General features: G+C 68.1%; 14 protein-coding genes. 10 read left to right on the forward strand and 4 right to left on the reverse strand.

Annotated features, from left to right (window positions below):
• Nucleotides 1–6: 6 nt before the first annotated feature.
• Nucleotides 7–573 carry a TetR/AcrR family transcriptional regulator gene (locus ACWESM_RS08010; RefSeq protein WP_039798681.1) on the reverse strand — a complete coding sequence of 189 codons (567 nt, stop codon included), beginning with the start codon at nt 571–573 and terminating at the stop codon, nt 7–9.
• Between the two features lie 111 nt (nt 574–684).
• On the reverse strand, nt 685–3,504 hold the full coding sequence (locus ACWESM_RS08015) for an aconitate hydratase (protein ID WP_355070871.1): 2,820 nt from the start codon (nt 3,502–3,504) through the stop codon (nt 685–687).
• A gap of 286 nt (nt 3,505–3,790) precedes the next feature.
• Between ACWESM_RS08015 and ACWESM_RS08020 the strand changes: the two genes are divergently transcribed.
• From ACWESM_RS08020 to ACWESM_RS08065, 10 genes are all read left to right on the forward strand, one after another.
• Entirely contained in the window at nt 3,791–4,381 is a 591-nt protein-coding gene (locus ACWESM_RS08020) for an Rv1476 family membrane protein (RefSeq protein ID WP_356961861.1), read from the forward strand.
• A gap of 462 nt (nt 4,382–4,843) precedes the next feature.
• Nucleotides 4,844–6,262, forward strand: coding sequence for an NlpC/P60 family protein (locus ACWESM_RS08025; RefSeq protein ID WP_356961863.1), 1,419 nt, complete (start codon nt 4,844–4,846; stop codon nt 6,260–6,262).
• Between the two features lie 134 nt (nt 6,263–6,396).
• Nucleotides 6,397–7,578, forward strand: a complete 1,182-nt coding sequence (locus ACWESM_RS08030) for an AAA family ATPase (RefSeq protein WP_355070877.1) — start codon at nt 6,397–6,399, stop codon at nt 7,576–7,578.
• Nucleotides 7,579–7,604: 26 nt separating this feature from the next.
• On the forward strand, nt 7,605–8,564 hold the full coding sequence (locus ACWESM_RS08035; protein ID WP_355070879.1) for a DUF58 domain-containing protein: 960 nt from the start codon (nt 7,605–7,607) through the stop codon (nt 8,562–8,564).
• Nucleotides 8,561–9,562 carry a VWA domain-containing protein gene (locus tag ACWESM_RS08040; RefSeq protein WP_355070881.1) on the forward strand — a complete coding sequence of 334 codons (1,002 nt, stop codon included), beginning with the start codon at nt 8,561–8,563 and terminating at the stop codon, nt 9,560–9,562. Before ACWESM_RS08035 ends, ACWESM_RS08040 begins: the two co-directional genes overlap by 4 nt.
• A 112-nt stretch (nt 9,563–9,674) precedes the next feature.
• Nucleotides 9,675–10,034 carry a peptidase inhibitor family I36 protein gene (locus tag ACWESM_RS08045; protein ID WP_355070883.1) on the forward strand — a complete coding sequence of 120 codons (360 nt, stop codon included), beginning with the start codon at nt 9,675–9,677 and terminating at the stop codon, nt 10,032–10,034.
• Nucleotides 10,035–10,259: 225 nt separating this feature from the next.
• Complete coding sequence (fabG1, locus tag ACWESM_RS08050) at nt 10,260–10,976, forward strand: 3-oxoacyl-ACP reductase FabG1 (RefSeq protein WP_356961866.1); 717 nt, start codon at nt 10,260–10,262, stop codon at nt 10,974–10,976.
• A gap of 80 nt (nt 10,977–11,056) precedes the next feature.
• Complete coding sequence (inhA, locus tag ACWESM_RS08055; RefSeq protein WP_355070887.1) at nt 11,057–11,893, forward strand: NADH-dependent enoyl-ACP reductase InhA; 837 nt, start codon at nt 11,057–11,059, stop codon at nt 11,891–11,893.
• Between the two features lie 21 nt (nt 11,894–11,914).
• A complete protein-coding gene (locus tag ACWESM_RS08060; RefSeq protein WP_364431172.1) occupies nt 11,915–12,976 on the forward strand; it encodes a ferrochelatase in 1,062 nt (353 codons plus the stop codon).
• Between the two features lie 70 nt (nt 12,977–13,046).
• Entirely contained in the window at nt 13,047–13,469 is a 423-nt protein-coding gene (locus ACWESM_RS08065; protein WP_355070891.1) for a hypothetical protein, read from the forward strand.
• Nucleotides 13,470–13,488: 19 nt separating this feature from the next.
• On the opposite strand, the gene ACWESM_RS08070 is transcribed toward ACWESM_RS08065, so the two are convergent.
• On the reverse strand, nt 13,489–14,220 hold the full coding sequence (locus ACWESM_RS08070) for a S1 family peptidase (protein ID WP_356961870.1): 732 nt from the start codon (nt 14,218–14,220) through the stop codon (nt 13,489–13,491).
• A gap of 46 nt (nt 14,221–14,266) precedes the next feature.
• The gene (locus ACWESM_RS08075; RefSeq protein ID WP_364431167.1) at nt 14,267–15,082 is read right to left on the reverse strand and encodes a hypothetical protein; all 816 of its coding nucleotides are present in this window, start codon (nt 15,080–15,082) and stop codon (nt 14,267–14,269) included.
• Between the last annotated feature and the right edge of the window lie 114 nt (nt 15,083–15,196).

Below are 15,196 nucleotides of genomic sequence, written 5' to 3' on the forward strand. Positions count from 1 at the left end.
CCGCTCTCACTGCTTGCGTCGGACCGACGCCTCGACCAGATCCAATACGGCGGACAGGTTCTCGTTGGTGTGGCCGGAGGCGATCCGGGCGATCAAACCGTCGAGGACGAGGTCGAGGTAGCCGAGCAGCACGTCGGTGGGCACGTCGTCGCGTAGCGCGCCCGCGGCCTTACGACGTTCCAGGCGGGCCAAGGTGGCGGCGGTGAGTTCGGCCGAACGCTGGGTCCAGCCCGCCCGGAATTCGGGATCGGTGCGCAGCCTGCGGGCGATCTCCAAACGCGTTCCGAGCCAGTTGAACTGCTCGGGGTGGGCGAGCATGTCGCGCATCACCTGCACGATGCCCTGATTGGCCGCGACATCGGCCATGCGTTCGGCGTCTTCCTGGGCGAGGGCGAGGAACAGCGCGTCCTTGTCCCGGAAGTGGTGGAAAATGGCTCCCCTGGACAGCCCGATCTCTTCCTCGAGGCGGCGCACGGTGGCGCCGTCGTAGCCGTACTCGGCGAAGCAGCGGCGTGCTCCGTCGAGGATCTGGCTGCGCCGGGCGGCGAGGTGATCGTCACTGACCTTGGGCACGGAATCCTCCAGCGGGGAAACACGGACCCCCGCGTCGGCGGTAGACCGACGCGGGGGTTGTCCGACACGAGACTTCAGTGGCGCGAACACGCGCCAGCGAAGGTGGCGCGATCAGGCACGGATCATGTTGCGCAGCACGTACTGCAGGATCCCGCCGTTGCGGTAGTAGTCGGCCTCGCCGGGGGTGTCGATGCGGACCACCGCGTCGAAGGTGATCTTGTCACCGTTCTCCTTGGTGGCCGTGACCTTCAGGGTCTTCGGGGTGGCACCCTCGTTGAGCTGGGTGATGCCCTCGATGTCGAAGGTCTCGGTGCCGTCCAGCTTCAGCGACGCGGCCGACTCGCCCGCCGGGAACTGCAGCGGGATGACGCCCATGCCGATGAGGTTGGAGCGGTGGATGCGCTCGAACGACTCGGTGATGACGGCCTTCACACCCAGCAGGCTGGTGCCCTTGGCAGCCCAGTCGCGCGAGGAGCCCGAACCGTATTCCTTGCCGCCGAGCACGACCAGCGGGACGCCCGCGGCCTGGTAGTTCTGCGAGGCGTCGTAGATGAACGCCTGCGGGCCGCCCTCCTGGGTGAAGTCGCGGGTGTAGCCACCCGAGACGTCGTCGAGGAGCTGGTTGCGCAGCCGGATGTTGGCGAAGGTGCCGCGGATCATCACCTCGTGGTTGCCGCGCCGCGAGCCGTAGGAGTTGTAGTCCTTGCGCTCGACGCCGTTGGCCTCCAGGTACTGCGCGGCCGGGGTGCCGGGCTTGATGTTGCCCGCCGGGGAGATGTGGTCGGTGGTGACCGAGTCGCCGAGCAGCGCGAGCACCCGGGCGCCCTTGATGTCGGTGACCGGCTCCGGGGTCTGCGGCATGCCTTCGAAGTACGGGGGCTTGCGCACGTAGGTCGACTCGGCGTCCCACTCGAAGGTCTTGCCCTCCGGGGTGGGCAGGCTGCGCCAGCGCTCGTCACCCCGGAACACGTCCTTGTAGTCCTCGAGGAACATGTCGCGGCTGATGACCCGGTCGATGGTGTCCTGGATCTCCTGCGGCGAAGGCCAGATGTCCTTCAGGAAGACGTCGTTGCCCTCGGTGTCCTTGCCCAGCGGGTCGTTCTCGAAGTCGAAGTCCATGGTTCCCGCGAGCGCGTAGGCGATGACCAGCGGCGGGGAGGCCAGGTAGTTCATCTTCACGTCGGGGGAGATGCGGCCTTCGAAGTTACGGTTGCCCGACAGCACCGCGGTGACGGTGAGGTCGTTGTCGTTGACCGCCTTGGAGATCTCCTCCGGCAGCGGGCCGGTGTTGCCGATGCAGGTGGCGCAACCGAACGCGACCAGGTTGAAGCCCAGCTTGTCCAGGTACGGCCACAGGCCCGCCTTCTCGTAGTAGCCGTTGACCACCTGCGAACCCGGAGCCATGGACGTCTTCACCCACGGCTTGCGGGCCAAGCCCTTCTCCACCGCGTTGCGGGCCAGCAGGGCCGCGCCGAGCATGACCGACGGGTTGGAGGTGTTGGTGCAGGAGGTGATCGAGGCGACCACGACGGCGCCGTGGTCGAGCACGAAGTCGCCGTACTCCTCGCTGCGCACCGTCACCGGCTTGGACGGACGGCCCTCGGCGCCGTTGGCGGCCGACACCAGCGACTCGGCGCCGTCGTCGGCGAAGGACAGCACGGCCGGGTCGCTCGCGGGGAAGGACTCCTCGACGGCCTCGTCCAGCTTGCTGTGCGGGGTGTCGGCGGCGGGGCCGCTCTCCGCATCGTTGGTGTAGTTGTGGATGTCCTTGCGGAACGCGATCTTGGACTCCGACAGCAGGATCCGGTCCTGCGGGCGCTTCGGGCCAGCGATGGACGGCACCACGGTGCTCAGATCCAGTTCGAGGTATTCGGAGTAGGCGGGCTCGGAGTCGGCATCGTGCCAGAGGCCCTGCTCCTTGGCGTACGCCTCGACCAGCGCGACCTGCTCGTCGGAGCGGCCGGTCAGGCGCAGGTAGTCGACGGTCACGTCGTCGATCGGGAAAATCGCGGCGGTGGAACCGAATTCGGGGCTCATGTTGCCCAGGGTGGCGCGGTTGGCCAGCGGCACCTCGGCCACGCCCTTGCCGTAGAACTCGACGAACTTGCCGACCACGCCGTGCTTGCGCAGCATGTCGGTGACGGTGAGCACGACGTCGGTGGCGGTCACGCCCGGCTGGATCTCACCGGTCAGCTTGAAGCCGACGACGCGCGGGATCAGCATCGAGACGGGCTGGCCGAGCATGGCCGCCTCGGCCTCGATGCCGCCGACGCCCCAACCGAGGACGCCGAGGCCGTTGACCATGGTGGTGTGCGAGTCGGTGCCGACACAGGTGTCGGGGTAGGCCTGGCCGTTGCGGACCATGACGACGCGGGCCAGGTGCTCGATGTTGACCTGGTGCACGATGCCGGTGCTCGGCGGGACGACCTTGAAGTCGTCGAACGCGGTCTGGCCCCAGCGCAGGAACTGGTAGCGCTCGCCGTTGCGCTGGTATTCGATGTCGACGTTGCGCTCGAAGGCGTCGGCCCGGCCGAAGACGTCGATGATGACGGAGTGGTCGATGACCATCTCGGCGGGGGCGAGGGGGTTCACCTTGTCCGGGTCGCCGCCCAGGGTGGCCACGGCCTCGCGCATGGTGGCCAGGTCCACGATGCACGGCACGCCGGTGAAGTCCTGCATGATGACGCGGGCGGGCGTGAACTGGATCTCGGTGTTCGGCTGCGCCGTGGGATCCCAGCTCGCGATGGCGCGGATGTGATCGGCGGTGATGTTGGCGCCGTCCTCGGTGCGGAGGAGATTCTCCGCGAGGACCTTCAGTGCGTACGGGAGTTTCTCGGTGCCGGGCACGGCGGAGAGGCGGAAGATCTCGTAGGAGTTGCTTCCCACCTCGAGGGTGCCCTTGGCGCCGAAAGTATCGATACTTGTCGTCACGTCAGCTCCACTCGTCTGTGCGGGTGGCCACCGGCGGGGCTGTGCCGGCGGCCGAGTCTTCGGAGGTGCTCCGGCGCCGCTCCGGCGCTGGTTCCTCGCGCCTACGACCTTAACAGTACGCTTGTCCTGTGAAACACCAGGGGGCGGTTCGGCGTGCCGCGCGCGCGAGATGCGACACTCCGTCGCGTACTGTGCTTTCGAGCCAGCAAGGGGGATCTTGCTCGCCCTGCAGTGTTGGATGCCCGTCGCTTCGGTTGCCGATGCGGCTCGACAGACCGGATGGAAGATGACCGCCCCGCACAACTCGGTTTTCACCCCTATGGCCGCCGAATTGCCGCCGAATGTCACCGCCGACACCGTGCGCTCGCTCAACGCCGATCTGGCCGACGATCACGTCGCGACACTGACCGGTAAGGACAAGAAGGAACTGGCCGCCATCGCCGCGGAGGCGCGATCGCAAGGAATCCCGCTGAGCATCGTGGTCGTCCCCGGCAATCCAGGACACGACTCGAGCCTACGGGACTTGGCCACCGAGGTGGGTAAGACGCAGCACGGCACCGTGGTCGTTCTCAGCGACGACTGGGTGGGCACCTACAGCGACACGATCAGCCGTGTGCGGCTGGAGTGGGCCGAGGACGCCGCCAAGGGCACGCAGGGTAAGAGCGGAGAAGCCGCGAGCATCTTCACCGCCCGCTTGGAGACGCCGGAGTCGATGTCCTGGACCGCCATCACCTGCGCACTGCTGGGTGGAACGGTGGCGGTCATCGCCGGACTGTACTGGGTCAAGGTCCGGCGGGCGGCGGCCGACGGTCCGGAGCGTGTGGCGAGCGCCCGGCGGACACCGGACGGCGAGTCGTCCGACGCGCGCGCCATCTGAGGTCGCGGCGCTTTTCTGCGAAGCCGGCTGCGGCCGATTCGACATTCTGGTGGTAACCCGCGCCTGGTAACGGCGCGGTTGTCCATCGCCACTCGGCCGCAGGCGCGGTACCTCTGCGCGTCGCAGGCGTGCGTCGCTGACACCGCCTTCGCTCGATGCGAAGCCGAGCTGTGTCCGATATGGGGCGAAATCGGGCCGTCAGCATTCATGTAGCTAATTTTCCGAACGGTTGGTCTGTTGTGTTCGAAGAAAGCGTGGCGCGCAGTACAGCAAATTTCTAGCAATGAAGAAGATGTGGGCGGCAACAAGGTCGATGCCGTTTTGTCGGTGACGTAAGTGTCGTACGGTTCGAATGGTCCCTGATGGGGAATAAGTGTTCCCAGAGGCCATCTGTCGACCACAGTGCATCCTGGTTCGCCTGATGCCCTCGAGGATTGCCGGAATCCGGTCCTTGGAGGTGTGATGCGCAACAACGGCGGGCTCACCAACCGGCGCCGACTATCGGTCGCTGTGGGGTTGCTGATTGCGGTCGTTGTAGTGGTCACGACTGGACCTGTCGCTGCTGTGCCACCTCCTCCGCCAAATCCCAGCGACGGCGAAATCGCCCAGGCGGGCGCGCAGGTGGACGCCGGTGTCGCCGAGGTCGGCACCCTGATCAACCAGGTCGCCGTGGTCGATCAGCAACTGGGGCAACTCGACGACGCCGTCGCGCAGCGCCGGGAGGACGTCAACCGAGCGCTGGTGGACCTGCAGACCGCGCGCGACGCCGCCGACGCGGCCGCCGTCGTGGTGGTGGACACCCAGCTCGACCTCGCCGATGCCGCGGCCAAGGTGGGCCAGGCGCGACGCAACTTCGATCAGTTCGCCACCCAGGCCTATACCAATCCGGGCTCCGGCTCGATGGTCACCTACCTCGCCGCGGCCACCCCCGCGGTCGCACTGGACCGGGCCCAGCTCCTCGAGCTGGTCTCCAAGAATCGTCAGCAGGTGCTGGACGGCCTGCGGCGCGCGCAGATCGATCAAGGCAACAAGAACTCCACCGCGCGGCGGGCGAAATCGGACGCCGACACGGCCGCCGCCGTCGCCGCCGCGCGCAGGGCCGACGCCGAGAACGCGGTCGCCGCGGCGAAGGCCGAACTCGACCGGCAGACCGCCCAGCGCGACGACCTGCTGCGGCGGCGCCAGGACGCGCAGGGCAGGCTGGATCAAGCGCGGCAGAACGTGGCCGGCCTGCAGGACCAGCGTGACGCGTACCTGGCCTGGGACGCCATGCGCAAGGTGGAGGAAGCGGCGGTGCGTGCCGCCGCGGCGGCGGCCGCCGCGCGCGCGGCCGCCGACCAGGCCGCTCGCGATCGCGCCGCCGAACTCGGCACCGGAAAACGCCCGCACACTCAGCTGGAGGACGCGCCGCCACCGCGGCGGAGCGCGCCACGACCGAAGTCGCCACCGGTCGAAGGCTCCGCGGCGATCGAGATCGTGGTCGATCGCGCCATGTCACAACTCGGCGTCACCTACGCCTGGGGAGGCGGCGACGAGGACGGGCCGACCCGCGGCATCCGGGACGGCGGCGTCGCCGACAGTTACGGGGACTTCGAGAAGGTCGGCTTCGATTGCTCGGGGTTGATGGTCTACGCGTTCGCGGGCGTGGGGGTCTCACTGCCGCACTACAGCGGCTACCAATACAACGCGGGCACCCGAGTGCCGGTCGGCGATCGCGAGCGCGGCGACATGCTGTTCTGGGGGCCGAACGGCAGCCAGCACGTGGCGCTGTATCTCGGCGACGGGAAGATGGTGGAGGCGCCGGAATCCGGCGACGTGGTGAAGGTGTCCCCGGTCCGCGAGGGCGGCATCATGCCGTTCGCGGTGCGCGTCGTCTCCTGATATCGGACATTCCGGGTGCCCCGCCCGGCCGGAGGACCGCGGAAATTCCCATTCTGTCGGGTCCGGTTGCGGCACAGGCGGTGATTACCTGGAATAGTTGTGGCAGCACGCACAGGACCAAGGCGAAAGCGGGGATGTTGGTGACTTCGACGGACGGTGTGAGCGGAGCGAACTCGGCGAAGGATGCGCCGGTCTCGACGCCCAGCACCCTCGAGCGTGACGTCCAGACCCTGGAGAAGGCGATCTACGAGGTCAAGCGGGTGATCGTGGGCCAGGATCGCCTGGTCGAACGACTGCTCGTGGGCGTGCTCGCACGTGGTCACGTTCTGCTCGAAGGTGTTCCCGGCATCGCGAAGACCCTCGCCGTGGAGACCTTCGCCAGGGTGGTCGGCGGCTCGTTCGCCCGCGTGCAGTTCACGCCCGACCTGGTGCCCACCGACCTCATCGGTACTCGCATCTACCGGCAGGGCCGCGAAGAGTTCGACACCGAACTCGGCCCGGTCGTCGCCAACTTCGTGCTCGCCGACGAGATCAACCGCGCGCCCGCCAAGGTGCAGTCGGCGCTGCTCGAGGTGATGGCCGAGCGGCACGTGTCGATCGGCGGCAAGACCTACCCGATGCCCGACCCGTTCCTGGTCATGGCGACGCAGAACCCGATCGAGAGCGAGGGCGTGTACCCGCTGCCCGAAGCGCAGCGCGACCGCTTCTTGTTCAAGGTCGTCGTCGACTACCCCTCCGTGGAGGAGGAGCGCGAGATCATCTACCGGATGGGCGTCACCCCGCCGGAGGCGAGCCGGATCCTGGAGCCGGAGGACTTGATCCGTCTGCAGAAGGTCGCGGCCAACACCTTCGTGCACCACGCCCTGGTCGACTACGTGGTCCGGGTGATCGCGGCGACCCGCAAACCGGCCGATTTCGGCATGCAGGACGTGGCCAGCTGGATCTCCTACGGCGCGTCGCCGCGCGCCAGCCTCGGCATCATCGCCGCGGCCCGCGCCGTCGCGCTCATCCGCGGCCGCGATTACGTGGTGCCGCAGGACGTCGTCGAAGTGATCCCGGACGTGTTGCGCCATCGCCTGGTGCTGTCCTACGACGCGCTCGCCGACGAGATCAGCCCGGAGGACGTCATCAAGCGCGTTCTGCAGACCGTCGGCCTGCCACAGGTCGCCCCGCAGGCCGTCGCGCCCGGCGTGCCCGCCGCGCCGCCGCAGGGCGCCCCGCAGCAGGTTCCCCAGCCGCCGTCGCCGCAGCAGGCCGTGCCCCAGCCGCCCAACGGGCAGCAGTCGCAGCCCGCGGGCACCGTTCCGCCGAAGTGACCTCGGCATCGGATCGGGTCGCGCCAGTGCCGACGTCGCCGTCCCACGCACCGCCGTCCTTCCACGCGGGGGAGTTGACCGACCCCAGGCTCACGGTCGCGCTCAAGACCCTCGAACTCACCGTGCGCCGCAGGCTCGACGGCGTGCTGCACGGCGATCACCTCGGTCTCATCCCCGGTCCCGGCTCCGAGCCGGGTGAGGCGCGCGCCTACCAACCGGGCGACGACGTGCGCCAGATGGATTGGTCGGTCACCGCCCGCACCACTCATCCGCACGTGCGGCAGATGATCGCCGACCGGGAGCTGGAGACCTGGATGGTGGTCGATCTGTCGGCCAGCCTCGACTTCGGCACGGCCGCCTGCCAGAAGCGTGATCTCGCCATCGCCGCCGCGGCCGCAATCACCCATCTGACCAGTGGCGGCGGCAACCGGATCGGTGCGGTCGTCGCCACCGGCGAACGGTTGACCCGCATCCCGGCGCGCGGCGGGCGCGTCCACGCCCAGTCGCTGCTGCGCGGCATCGCGACCACACCGCACGCGCGCGACGGCGTGCGAGGCGACCTGCGCGGCGGCATCGAATCGCTGCGCCGTCCGCAGCGCAAACGTGGACTCGCGGTGATCATCAGCGATTTCCTGGGTGACATCGATTGGCAGCGCTCGCTGCGCGCGATCTCGGCCAGGCACGATCTGCTCGCGGTCGAGGTGCTCGACCCGCGCGACCTCTCCCTGCCCGACATGGGCGACGTCGTACTGCACGACCCGGAGACCGGGCGCACCCGCGAGTTCAGCGTGACCTCCACGCTGCGCGCCGATTTCGCGGCTGCCGCGCAGCGCCACCGGCAGCAGGTCGAACAGGCCCTGCGCAGCTGTGGCGCTCCGGTGCTCACCTTGCGAACCGATCGGGACTGGATCGCCGACGTGGTCCGGTTCGTGTCCACCCGGCGCCACAGCTTCGGCGCCCCGACCGGGCGGGTGCCACGCCAGTGAGTATTTCGCATTTCACCGCACAGATCTGGCTGGGATTCCTCGTCGTCATCGCGCTGATCGCGCTCGGCTACGTCCTGGTGCAGCGCAACCGGCGCAAGCACATGTTGAAGTTCACCAACATGGCGCTGCTGGAGAAGGTCGCTCCGTCGCGGCCGAGCGCGTTCCGGCATGTGGCCGTCGCGCTGCTGCTGGTCGGCCTGGTGTTCCTCACCGTCGCCGCGGCCGGACCGACCGCGGTCAAGAAGGTGCCGCGCAACCGCGCGACCGTCATGCTGGTGATGGACGTGTCGCTGTCGATGGAGGCGACCGACGTCGCCCCGAGCCGCATCCAGGTCGCCAAGAAGGCGGGCAAGGAGTTCGTCGACGGACTGCCCGAGGGCGTGAACATCGGCTTCGTCACCTTCGCGGGCACCGCTTCGGTGATGGTCTCGCCAACGACGAACCACGAATCGGTCAAAGCCGCGATCGACAATGTGCGGTTGGCCGAGCGCACCGCTACCGGTGAAGGCATTCTCACCGCGCTGCAGGCGATCGAGACGCTCGCCACGGTGCTCGGCGGCGCCCAGGAGCCACCGCCTGCCAGGATCGTGCTGATGTCGGACGGTAAGCAGACCGTTCCGGATTTCAAGGACGTCGACAACCCCCGGCACGAGTACGTCGCCGCCCGGCTCGCCAAGAGCAAGAACGTCCCCATCTCGACCATTTCCTTCGGCACTCGCTGGGGCGTCGTCGAGATCCCCCGGGAGGACGGCAGCAAGGACCAGGTACGCGTCGAGGTGGACGACGACGCCATGCGCGAGATAGCGCGACTGTCCAGCGGGGAGTTCTACACCGCGTCGTCGTTGCAGGAGTTGACCAAGGTGTACGACACCTTGGAGCAACAGATCGGGTACGAGCTGACCAGAGGCGACGCCAGTCGTCCGTGGCTGCTGCTCGGACTGGTGGTCGTCGCGGCGGGAGTGGTCATCGGTCTGGTGTATCGCCAGCGTTTGCCTTAGCGCTGCGAACAGCAAGGCGCGCAGGCGATTACACGGGCCATAGCCGGGAAAGTGTGTTACCGTGCCCAGGACGGGCGGTAAGGGAGTGCCGCCCTCCATTTGGGGAGGAATCATGCGAATTTCTGCAATCGTCACCGCAATCGCGTTCGCCGCGCTGGCCTTTGTCGTGGCTCCGCTTCCGGAAGCTTCAGCGGCAGGCTGTCCAACCGGCAGTCTGTGTCAGTACTCCGGTGTCGGCTTTTCCGGTACGGCGAAGGTGGTCACGCTCAACACCAAGAACTTCCGGAACTACTGCGGACCCGCGGGAGATCCGAGCACCAGATCGGTGATCAACAACACGAACGTCGAGTTGCTGTTCAGCTCCGGTTCCAACTGTGGCGGCGGACAACCGTACCGTTACGTGGGGCCGGGTAAGCAGGTGGAGGATCTGGGGTTCGACGCGCTGTCCGTGACTTGGTGCCCCAGCTGCTGAGCAGCGCCTCTCGCGTCGCTCGCCGAAGGTGAGTGAAAGGCGGCGCATCGATCGAATGCCGACCGGCCGGTGGTGTCCTGCACACCACCGGCCGGTCCGCGTGATCGGGCTTCGTTTCGCGCTGTCATTGTGGCGTTTCACGAACGCGGCCGGGCTCGGATGGCGGTCGGACGAACGTGGCGGCCCGGTCGTTGCCTGCCGATTCGACCAGGTAGGTTGAACCCCATGTCGAACATCACATCCCGGTCGGTCCTGGTGACCGGCGGAAACCGCGGCATCGGACTCGCGGTCGCGCAGCGTCTGCTTGCCGACGGTCACAAGGTGGCCGTCACGCATCGTGGCTCGGGGGTGCCGGACGGCCTGTTCGGTGTGAAATGCGATGTGACCGACAGCGAATCGGTGGACGGCGCCTTCGCCGAGGTGGAGGCGCACCAGGGTCCGGTCGAGGTGCTGGTGGCCAACGCGGGCATCACCGACGACACGCTGCTCATGCGGATGAACGAGGAGCAGTTCACCCGGGTGCTCGACGCCAATCTGACCGGTGCGTTCCGGTGCGCCAAGCGCGCGAACCGCGCCATGCTGCGCGCGCGCTGGGGCCGGATGATCTTCCTCGGCTCGGTGGTCGGCATGAGCGGCCAAGCCGGTCAGATCAACTACGCCTCCTCCAAGGCCGGTGTGATCGGTCTGGCCCGCTCGATCACCCGCGAGCTCGGCTCGCGCTCGATCACCGCGAATGTCGTCGCCCCGGGTTTCATCGAGACCGACATGACCGCCGACCTGCCCGAGGACGTGCGCGACATGGCCAAGAAGTTCATCCCCTTGCAGCGGCTCGGCCAGCCGGAGGACATCGCGGCCGTGGTCAGCTTCCTGGCTTCCGAGGACTCCGCCTACGTCTCCGGCGCCGTCATCCCGGTCGATGGCGGCATGGGCATGGGCCACTGACCACACCGAACGCGTAGCGCGGCCGGTCCAGGCCGCCCGCAGCCAACCCCACATTCGAATTTCAGGAGAACCGAGAACTCATGGGCGGACTGCTCGAAGGCAAGACCATCCTGGTCACGGGCATCATCACCGACTCGTCGATCGCGTTCCACGCGGCGGCCGTCGCGCAGGAGCAGGGCGCGAAGGTGCTCATCACCGGCATCCCGGAGCGGCTGCGGCTGATCGACCGGATCGCCAAACGCCTGCCCCAGGAGGTCCCGCCGGCCATCGGGCTCGACGTGACCAGCGAAGAGGATCTCGCAGGCCTGGCCGACAAGCTGCGGGAACTGGCTCCGCAGGGGATCGACGGGGTGCTGCACTCGATCGCGTTCGCGCCACGCACCCTCATGGGGCCGGAGGCTCGGCCGTTCCTCGACGGCCCGGGCCCGGATGCCGCCAAGGCGTTCGAGATCTCGGCGTGGAGCTACGCGTCGCTGTCGCGCGCGGTGTTGCCCGTGATGAACGAGGGCGGCTCGATCGTCGGCATGGACTTCGATCCGCGCACCGCGATGCCGTTCTACAACTGGATGGGCGTGGCGAAGGCCGCGCTGGAGTCGGTGAACCGGTATGTCGCCCGCGAGGTGGGCGCGGCGAAGAAGATCCGGTCCAACCTCATCGCCGCGGGGCCGATCAAGACGCTGGCCGCCAAGGCGATCGCGGGCACCGCGACCGACGACGCCGCCAAGCTCAATCAGCTCAACGTCTACTGGGACGGCGCCTCGCCGATCGGCTGGGACGTCGACGACCCCACGGTGGTGGCGAAGTCGATCGTGGCGCTGCTGTCGGACTGGCTGCCTGGCACCACCGGTTCGATCATCTACGTCGACGGCGGAGCCAGCCACAACACCTGGTTCCCGGAGAACATGGCGATCAACTGAGCCGATCGGATGGGAGACACCGTGGTTCGAACCGCCGACGCGCTGCTGCTGCTGTCCTTCGGCGGTCCGGAGCGTCCCGAAGACGTGATGCCGTTCCTGGAGAACGTCACCCGGGGCAGGGGAGTGCCGCGTGAGCGCCTGGAAGCGGTCGCCGAGCACTATCTGCACTTCGGCGGTGTCTCGCCGATCAACGCGCTCAATCGCGACATCATCACGGCGGTCGAGGCCGAACTGGCCGCCGCGGGTATCGAGCTGCCGGTGTACTTCGGTAACCGGAACTGGCATCCCATGGTGGAGGACACCGTCGGGCGGATGGCCGCCGACGGTGTCGGCGCCGCACTGGTCTTCCCGACTTCGGCGTGGGGCGGCTACTCCGGATGCCTGCAGTACCACGAGGACATCGCCCGGGCGCGTGCGGCTTTCGGTGCGGGCGCGCCGGAACTGCTGAAGCTGCGTCAGTACTTCGATCACCCGCTGTTGATCGAGACGTTCGCCGATGCCATTCGCGCGGCGCGCGATCGGCTCCCGGCCGGGCAGCGCGCCGCGGCAAGGCTGGTGTTCACCGCGCATTCCATTCCGGTGTCGGCCGATGCCGCCGCGGGTCCGCCTGCCGACGGCGGTCGGCTGTACAGTCGTCAGGTCGCCGACGCGGCCCGATTGTGCGCCGCGGCAACCGGTTTCACCGATTACGACCTCGTCTGGCAGTCGCGTTCGGGTCCGCCGCAGGTGCCGTGGCTGGAACCGGACATCGTCGACCACCTGGACGATCTCGCGGCCAAGGGGGTCGAGGCCGTGGTCGTCTGTCCGGTGGGCTTCGTCTCCGACCATCTCGAAGTCATCTGGGATCTGGACAACGAGGCCGCGCGGAAAGCCGCCGAACTCGGTATGGGCTTCGCGCGGGCCGCGACGCCGGGAAGCGATCCGCGTTTCGCGAAGCTGGTCGTCGAACTGGTGTCCGAGCAGTTGCGCGGAGCCGAACCCCGGCGGCTCGGCGCGGTGCCCGGCTACGGCTGCACGCGCGACGGCGCGCCGTGCGCCGTCGGCTGCTGTGCGGTCACGCGCCGTCCCACTGCTGGGAATTGAGGAGGAGCGGTCGCGGATAGCATCGCCTGCGACCGATCGCCGAATCCGACTTTCTGGGGGGTACCTCTAGATGACCTATGCCGACATGCTGACCAATGCCGCCGTGCTCGATCCGCACGCCTGGTCCGACACGAACGTATGGACCGTGGCGCTCGACGTCACCGAGGCCAGGCGCCGTGGTCGCAGCGGTGGCGGCGGTGGTTTCTCGATCGGAGGTCTGCTGCTGTGCATCGGGGTCGTCGCCGTGGTCATCGGGCTCGTGATCTGGCTGAGCAAGCGGAACAAGTCGAATCAATCGAACCAGCCTCAGCAATATCCGCAGCAGCAGTACCCCCAGCAGTATCTTCCGCAGCAGAATTTGCAGGGACAACCTCAGTATCCGGCGCCGCAGTACCAACAGCCCTATCCGCCGCAGGGGCAACAGCAGTATCAGCAATATCCGCCGCAGCACCAGTACCCGCCGCAGCAGCCGCCGTACCCGCCGCAGCAGTGAAACTCGCCGTGCCTGTGACTCAGAAGCCCGGGCTGGTCAGGCGGGTGTAGACAGTGGGGAAGCCAGGGCGGGCCGCGCCTACGCCCCAGGATGTGAGACCGGCAAGTCGCCCGTCGACGAGAATCGGGCCGCCGCTGTCGTACTGGGCGGTGTCCGCGGTGGGAGTGCCCGCGCAGAGCATGGTGTACGGATCGAAGGCCGGACCATAGGCGGTGGCGCACTCACCATCGGCGGCCAGTGGGACGTTCGCCGCGCGCAACCGGGTGTTGGTCTCGTCGGTTTCGGAGGTCGCGCCCCAGCCCAGGATGGTCGCGTTGCCCGAAGTGGGCGGGGCGACGGTGATCGTCGGACCGGGCTGCGGCTCGTCCAGGGTGAGGATCGCCACGTCGTTGCGATACGCGGTCGTCATGTCCAGAACGGTTGCCAGGAAACCCGGATGCATGCGAATGTTCTTGACATGCACGGTTTTTCCGTCGCTTCCGCGAAGGTCGTCACGGCCGAAGGTGACGGTGAGCGTTTGGGTCAGCGTCTGTGCCAGGGCCACGCAGTGCGCCGTCGTGATCACCTGGTCCGGTGCGACGAGCGCGCCGCCGCAGAACTGCCCGGAGGCGCGGGTGAGTAACAACGGCGTGCCGATGGCCGCCAGCCACGGATACTCCGATGTCGTCGCGTCGGCGCCGCCCACGATCGCCGAGGCCGGGGCGTGCAGAGTGAGACCGAACAGAACAGTCGCGATGGTGACGGCGGCCATGCGGCAACGATGGGAAAAACGCATCTCACACCGCCCCGGCATGATGTCAGCGGCTTCCGCGCGCGGAGGCGTGCACGGCGACCAGGCGCGCGGCGCGGATCGCGTCCCACAGCGGCCGCAGCAGCGATTCCTGCGCACCGATCGCGCTGGCGGAGGTGGGCGCGGAAGCGGGCTCCCGCTGCGCCACCGTGAGGATGGCCGCGACATGATCGGCGGTGTCGAGAATGCGCCTGGCGCGCAATGAAATCGACTCGGGATAGTCGTGCCGCGAATAGTCGGCCAGTTCGGCTTCGATGAGCTCGCGGGGATCGGAGTCGGGCGCGCCCAGCGATGTGGTGTGCAGCTTCATCAGCGCGTCGGCGGCATCGCGAACCGCTTCGCGCATCGCGTATTCGGCTTCGCCGAGGGACATGTCGGGGCCGGGCGCCGAGGGGATGGGCGCACTGTAGACGGTCCATTGCAGCGTGTCGTCCTCGGCCCAGCGCGGGATGAGGCCGGTGCCCTCGGTGCCGGGTACGCCGATCAGCATGCCCTCGCCCGCCTCGATCGAGTCGGCGGCGAACGCCGTGCCCGCGGGGACGCCGCGGATGTCTCCTGGGACCGGGAGCACCAACCGCAGTTGCGCGCCGGGTTGCGCCATCGTCTCGCGAATCACCTTGAGCAGTGCCATGACTCCGCTCCCCGGCAGGTTGCCGTGGGCGGACCAGGGTAGGTCGGTGCGGCCGCCGGTGAGCGGATCACCAGCCGCGATGGTGTGCTTCGGCGCCCACGCGTGCAAGGCGGCCAAAACGTCGTCGGGCGCACTGCAGCCGGCCAGCCAGGAGCTCGCCCACACCGTCAGCGTCGCACTTGGAGAGCACATAATTATCGAGCATAAAGGGTGGGCGCTACCGGTGGGCATCCATACGCAAGGGCATTGGTGAGCAGCACGGAAACCGCGGGCGCCGCGCTGCCCGCGCCGAGCGAGTCCGTGCGG

This window comes from Nocardia sp. NPDC003999 (assembly GCF_053604885.1).

What these genes read in the sequence shown, in the direction of transcription:
- ACWESM_RS08025 (WP_356961863.1), top strand. Translation starts at nt 4,844, where the DNA reads ATGCGCAACAACGGCGGGCTCACCAACCGGCGCCGACTATCGGTCGCT.
- ACWESM_RS08065 (WP_355070891.1), top strand. Translation starts at nt 13,047, where the DNA reads ATGACCTATGCCGACATGCTGACCAATGCCGCCGTGCTCGATCCGCAC.
- ACWESM_RS08070 (WP_356961870.1), bottom strand. Translation starts at nt 14,220, where the DNA reads ATGGCCGCCGTCACCATCGCGACTGTTCTGTTCGGTCTCACTCTGCAC.
- ACWESM_RS08045 (WP_355070883.1), top strand. Translation starts at nt 9,675, where the DNA reads ATGCGAATTTCTGCAATCGTCACCGCAATCGCGTTCGCCGCGCTGGCC.
- inhA (WP_355070887.1), top strand. Translation starts at nt 11,057, where the DNA reads ATGGGCGGACTGCTCGAAGGCAAGACCATCCTGGTCACGGGCATCATC.
- ACWESM_RS08030 (WP_355070877.1), top strand. Translation starts at nt 6,397, where the DNA reads ATGTTGGTGACTTCGACGGACGGTGTGAGCGGAGCGAACTCGGCGAAG.
- ACWESM_RS08020 (WP_356961861.1), top strand. Translation starts at nt 3,791, where the DNA reads ATGACCGCCCCGCACAACTCGGTTTTCACCCCTATGGCCGCCGAATTG.
- ACWESM_RS08075 (WP_364431167.1), bottom strand. Translation starts at nt 15,082, where the DNA reads ATGTGCTCTCCAAGTGCGACGCTGACGGTGTGGGCGAGCTCCTGGCTG.
- fabG1 (WP_356961866.1), top strand. Translation starts at nt 10,260, where the DNA reads ATGTCGAACATCACATCCCGGTCGGTCCTGGTGACCGGCGGAAACCGC.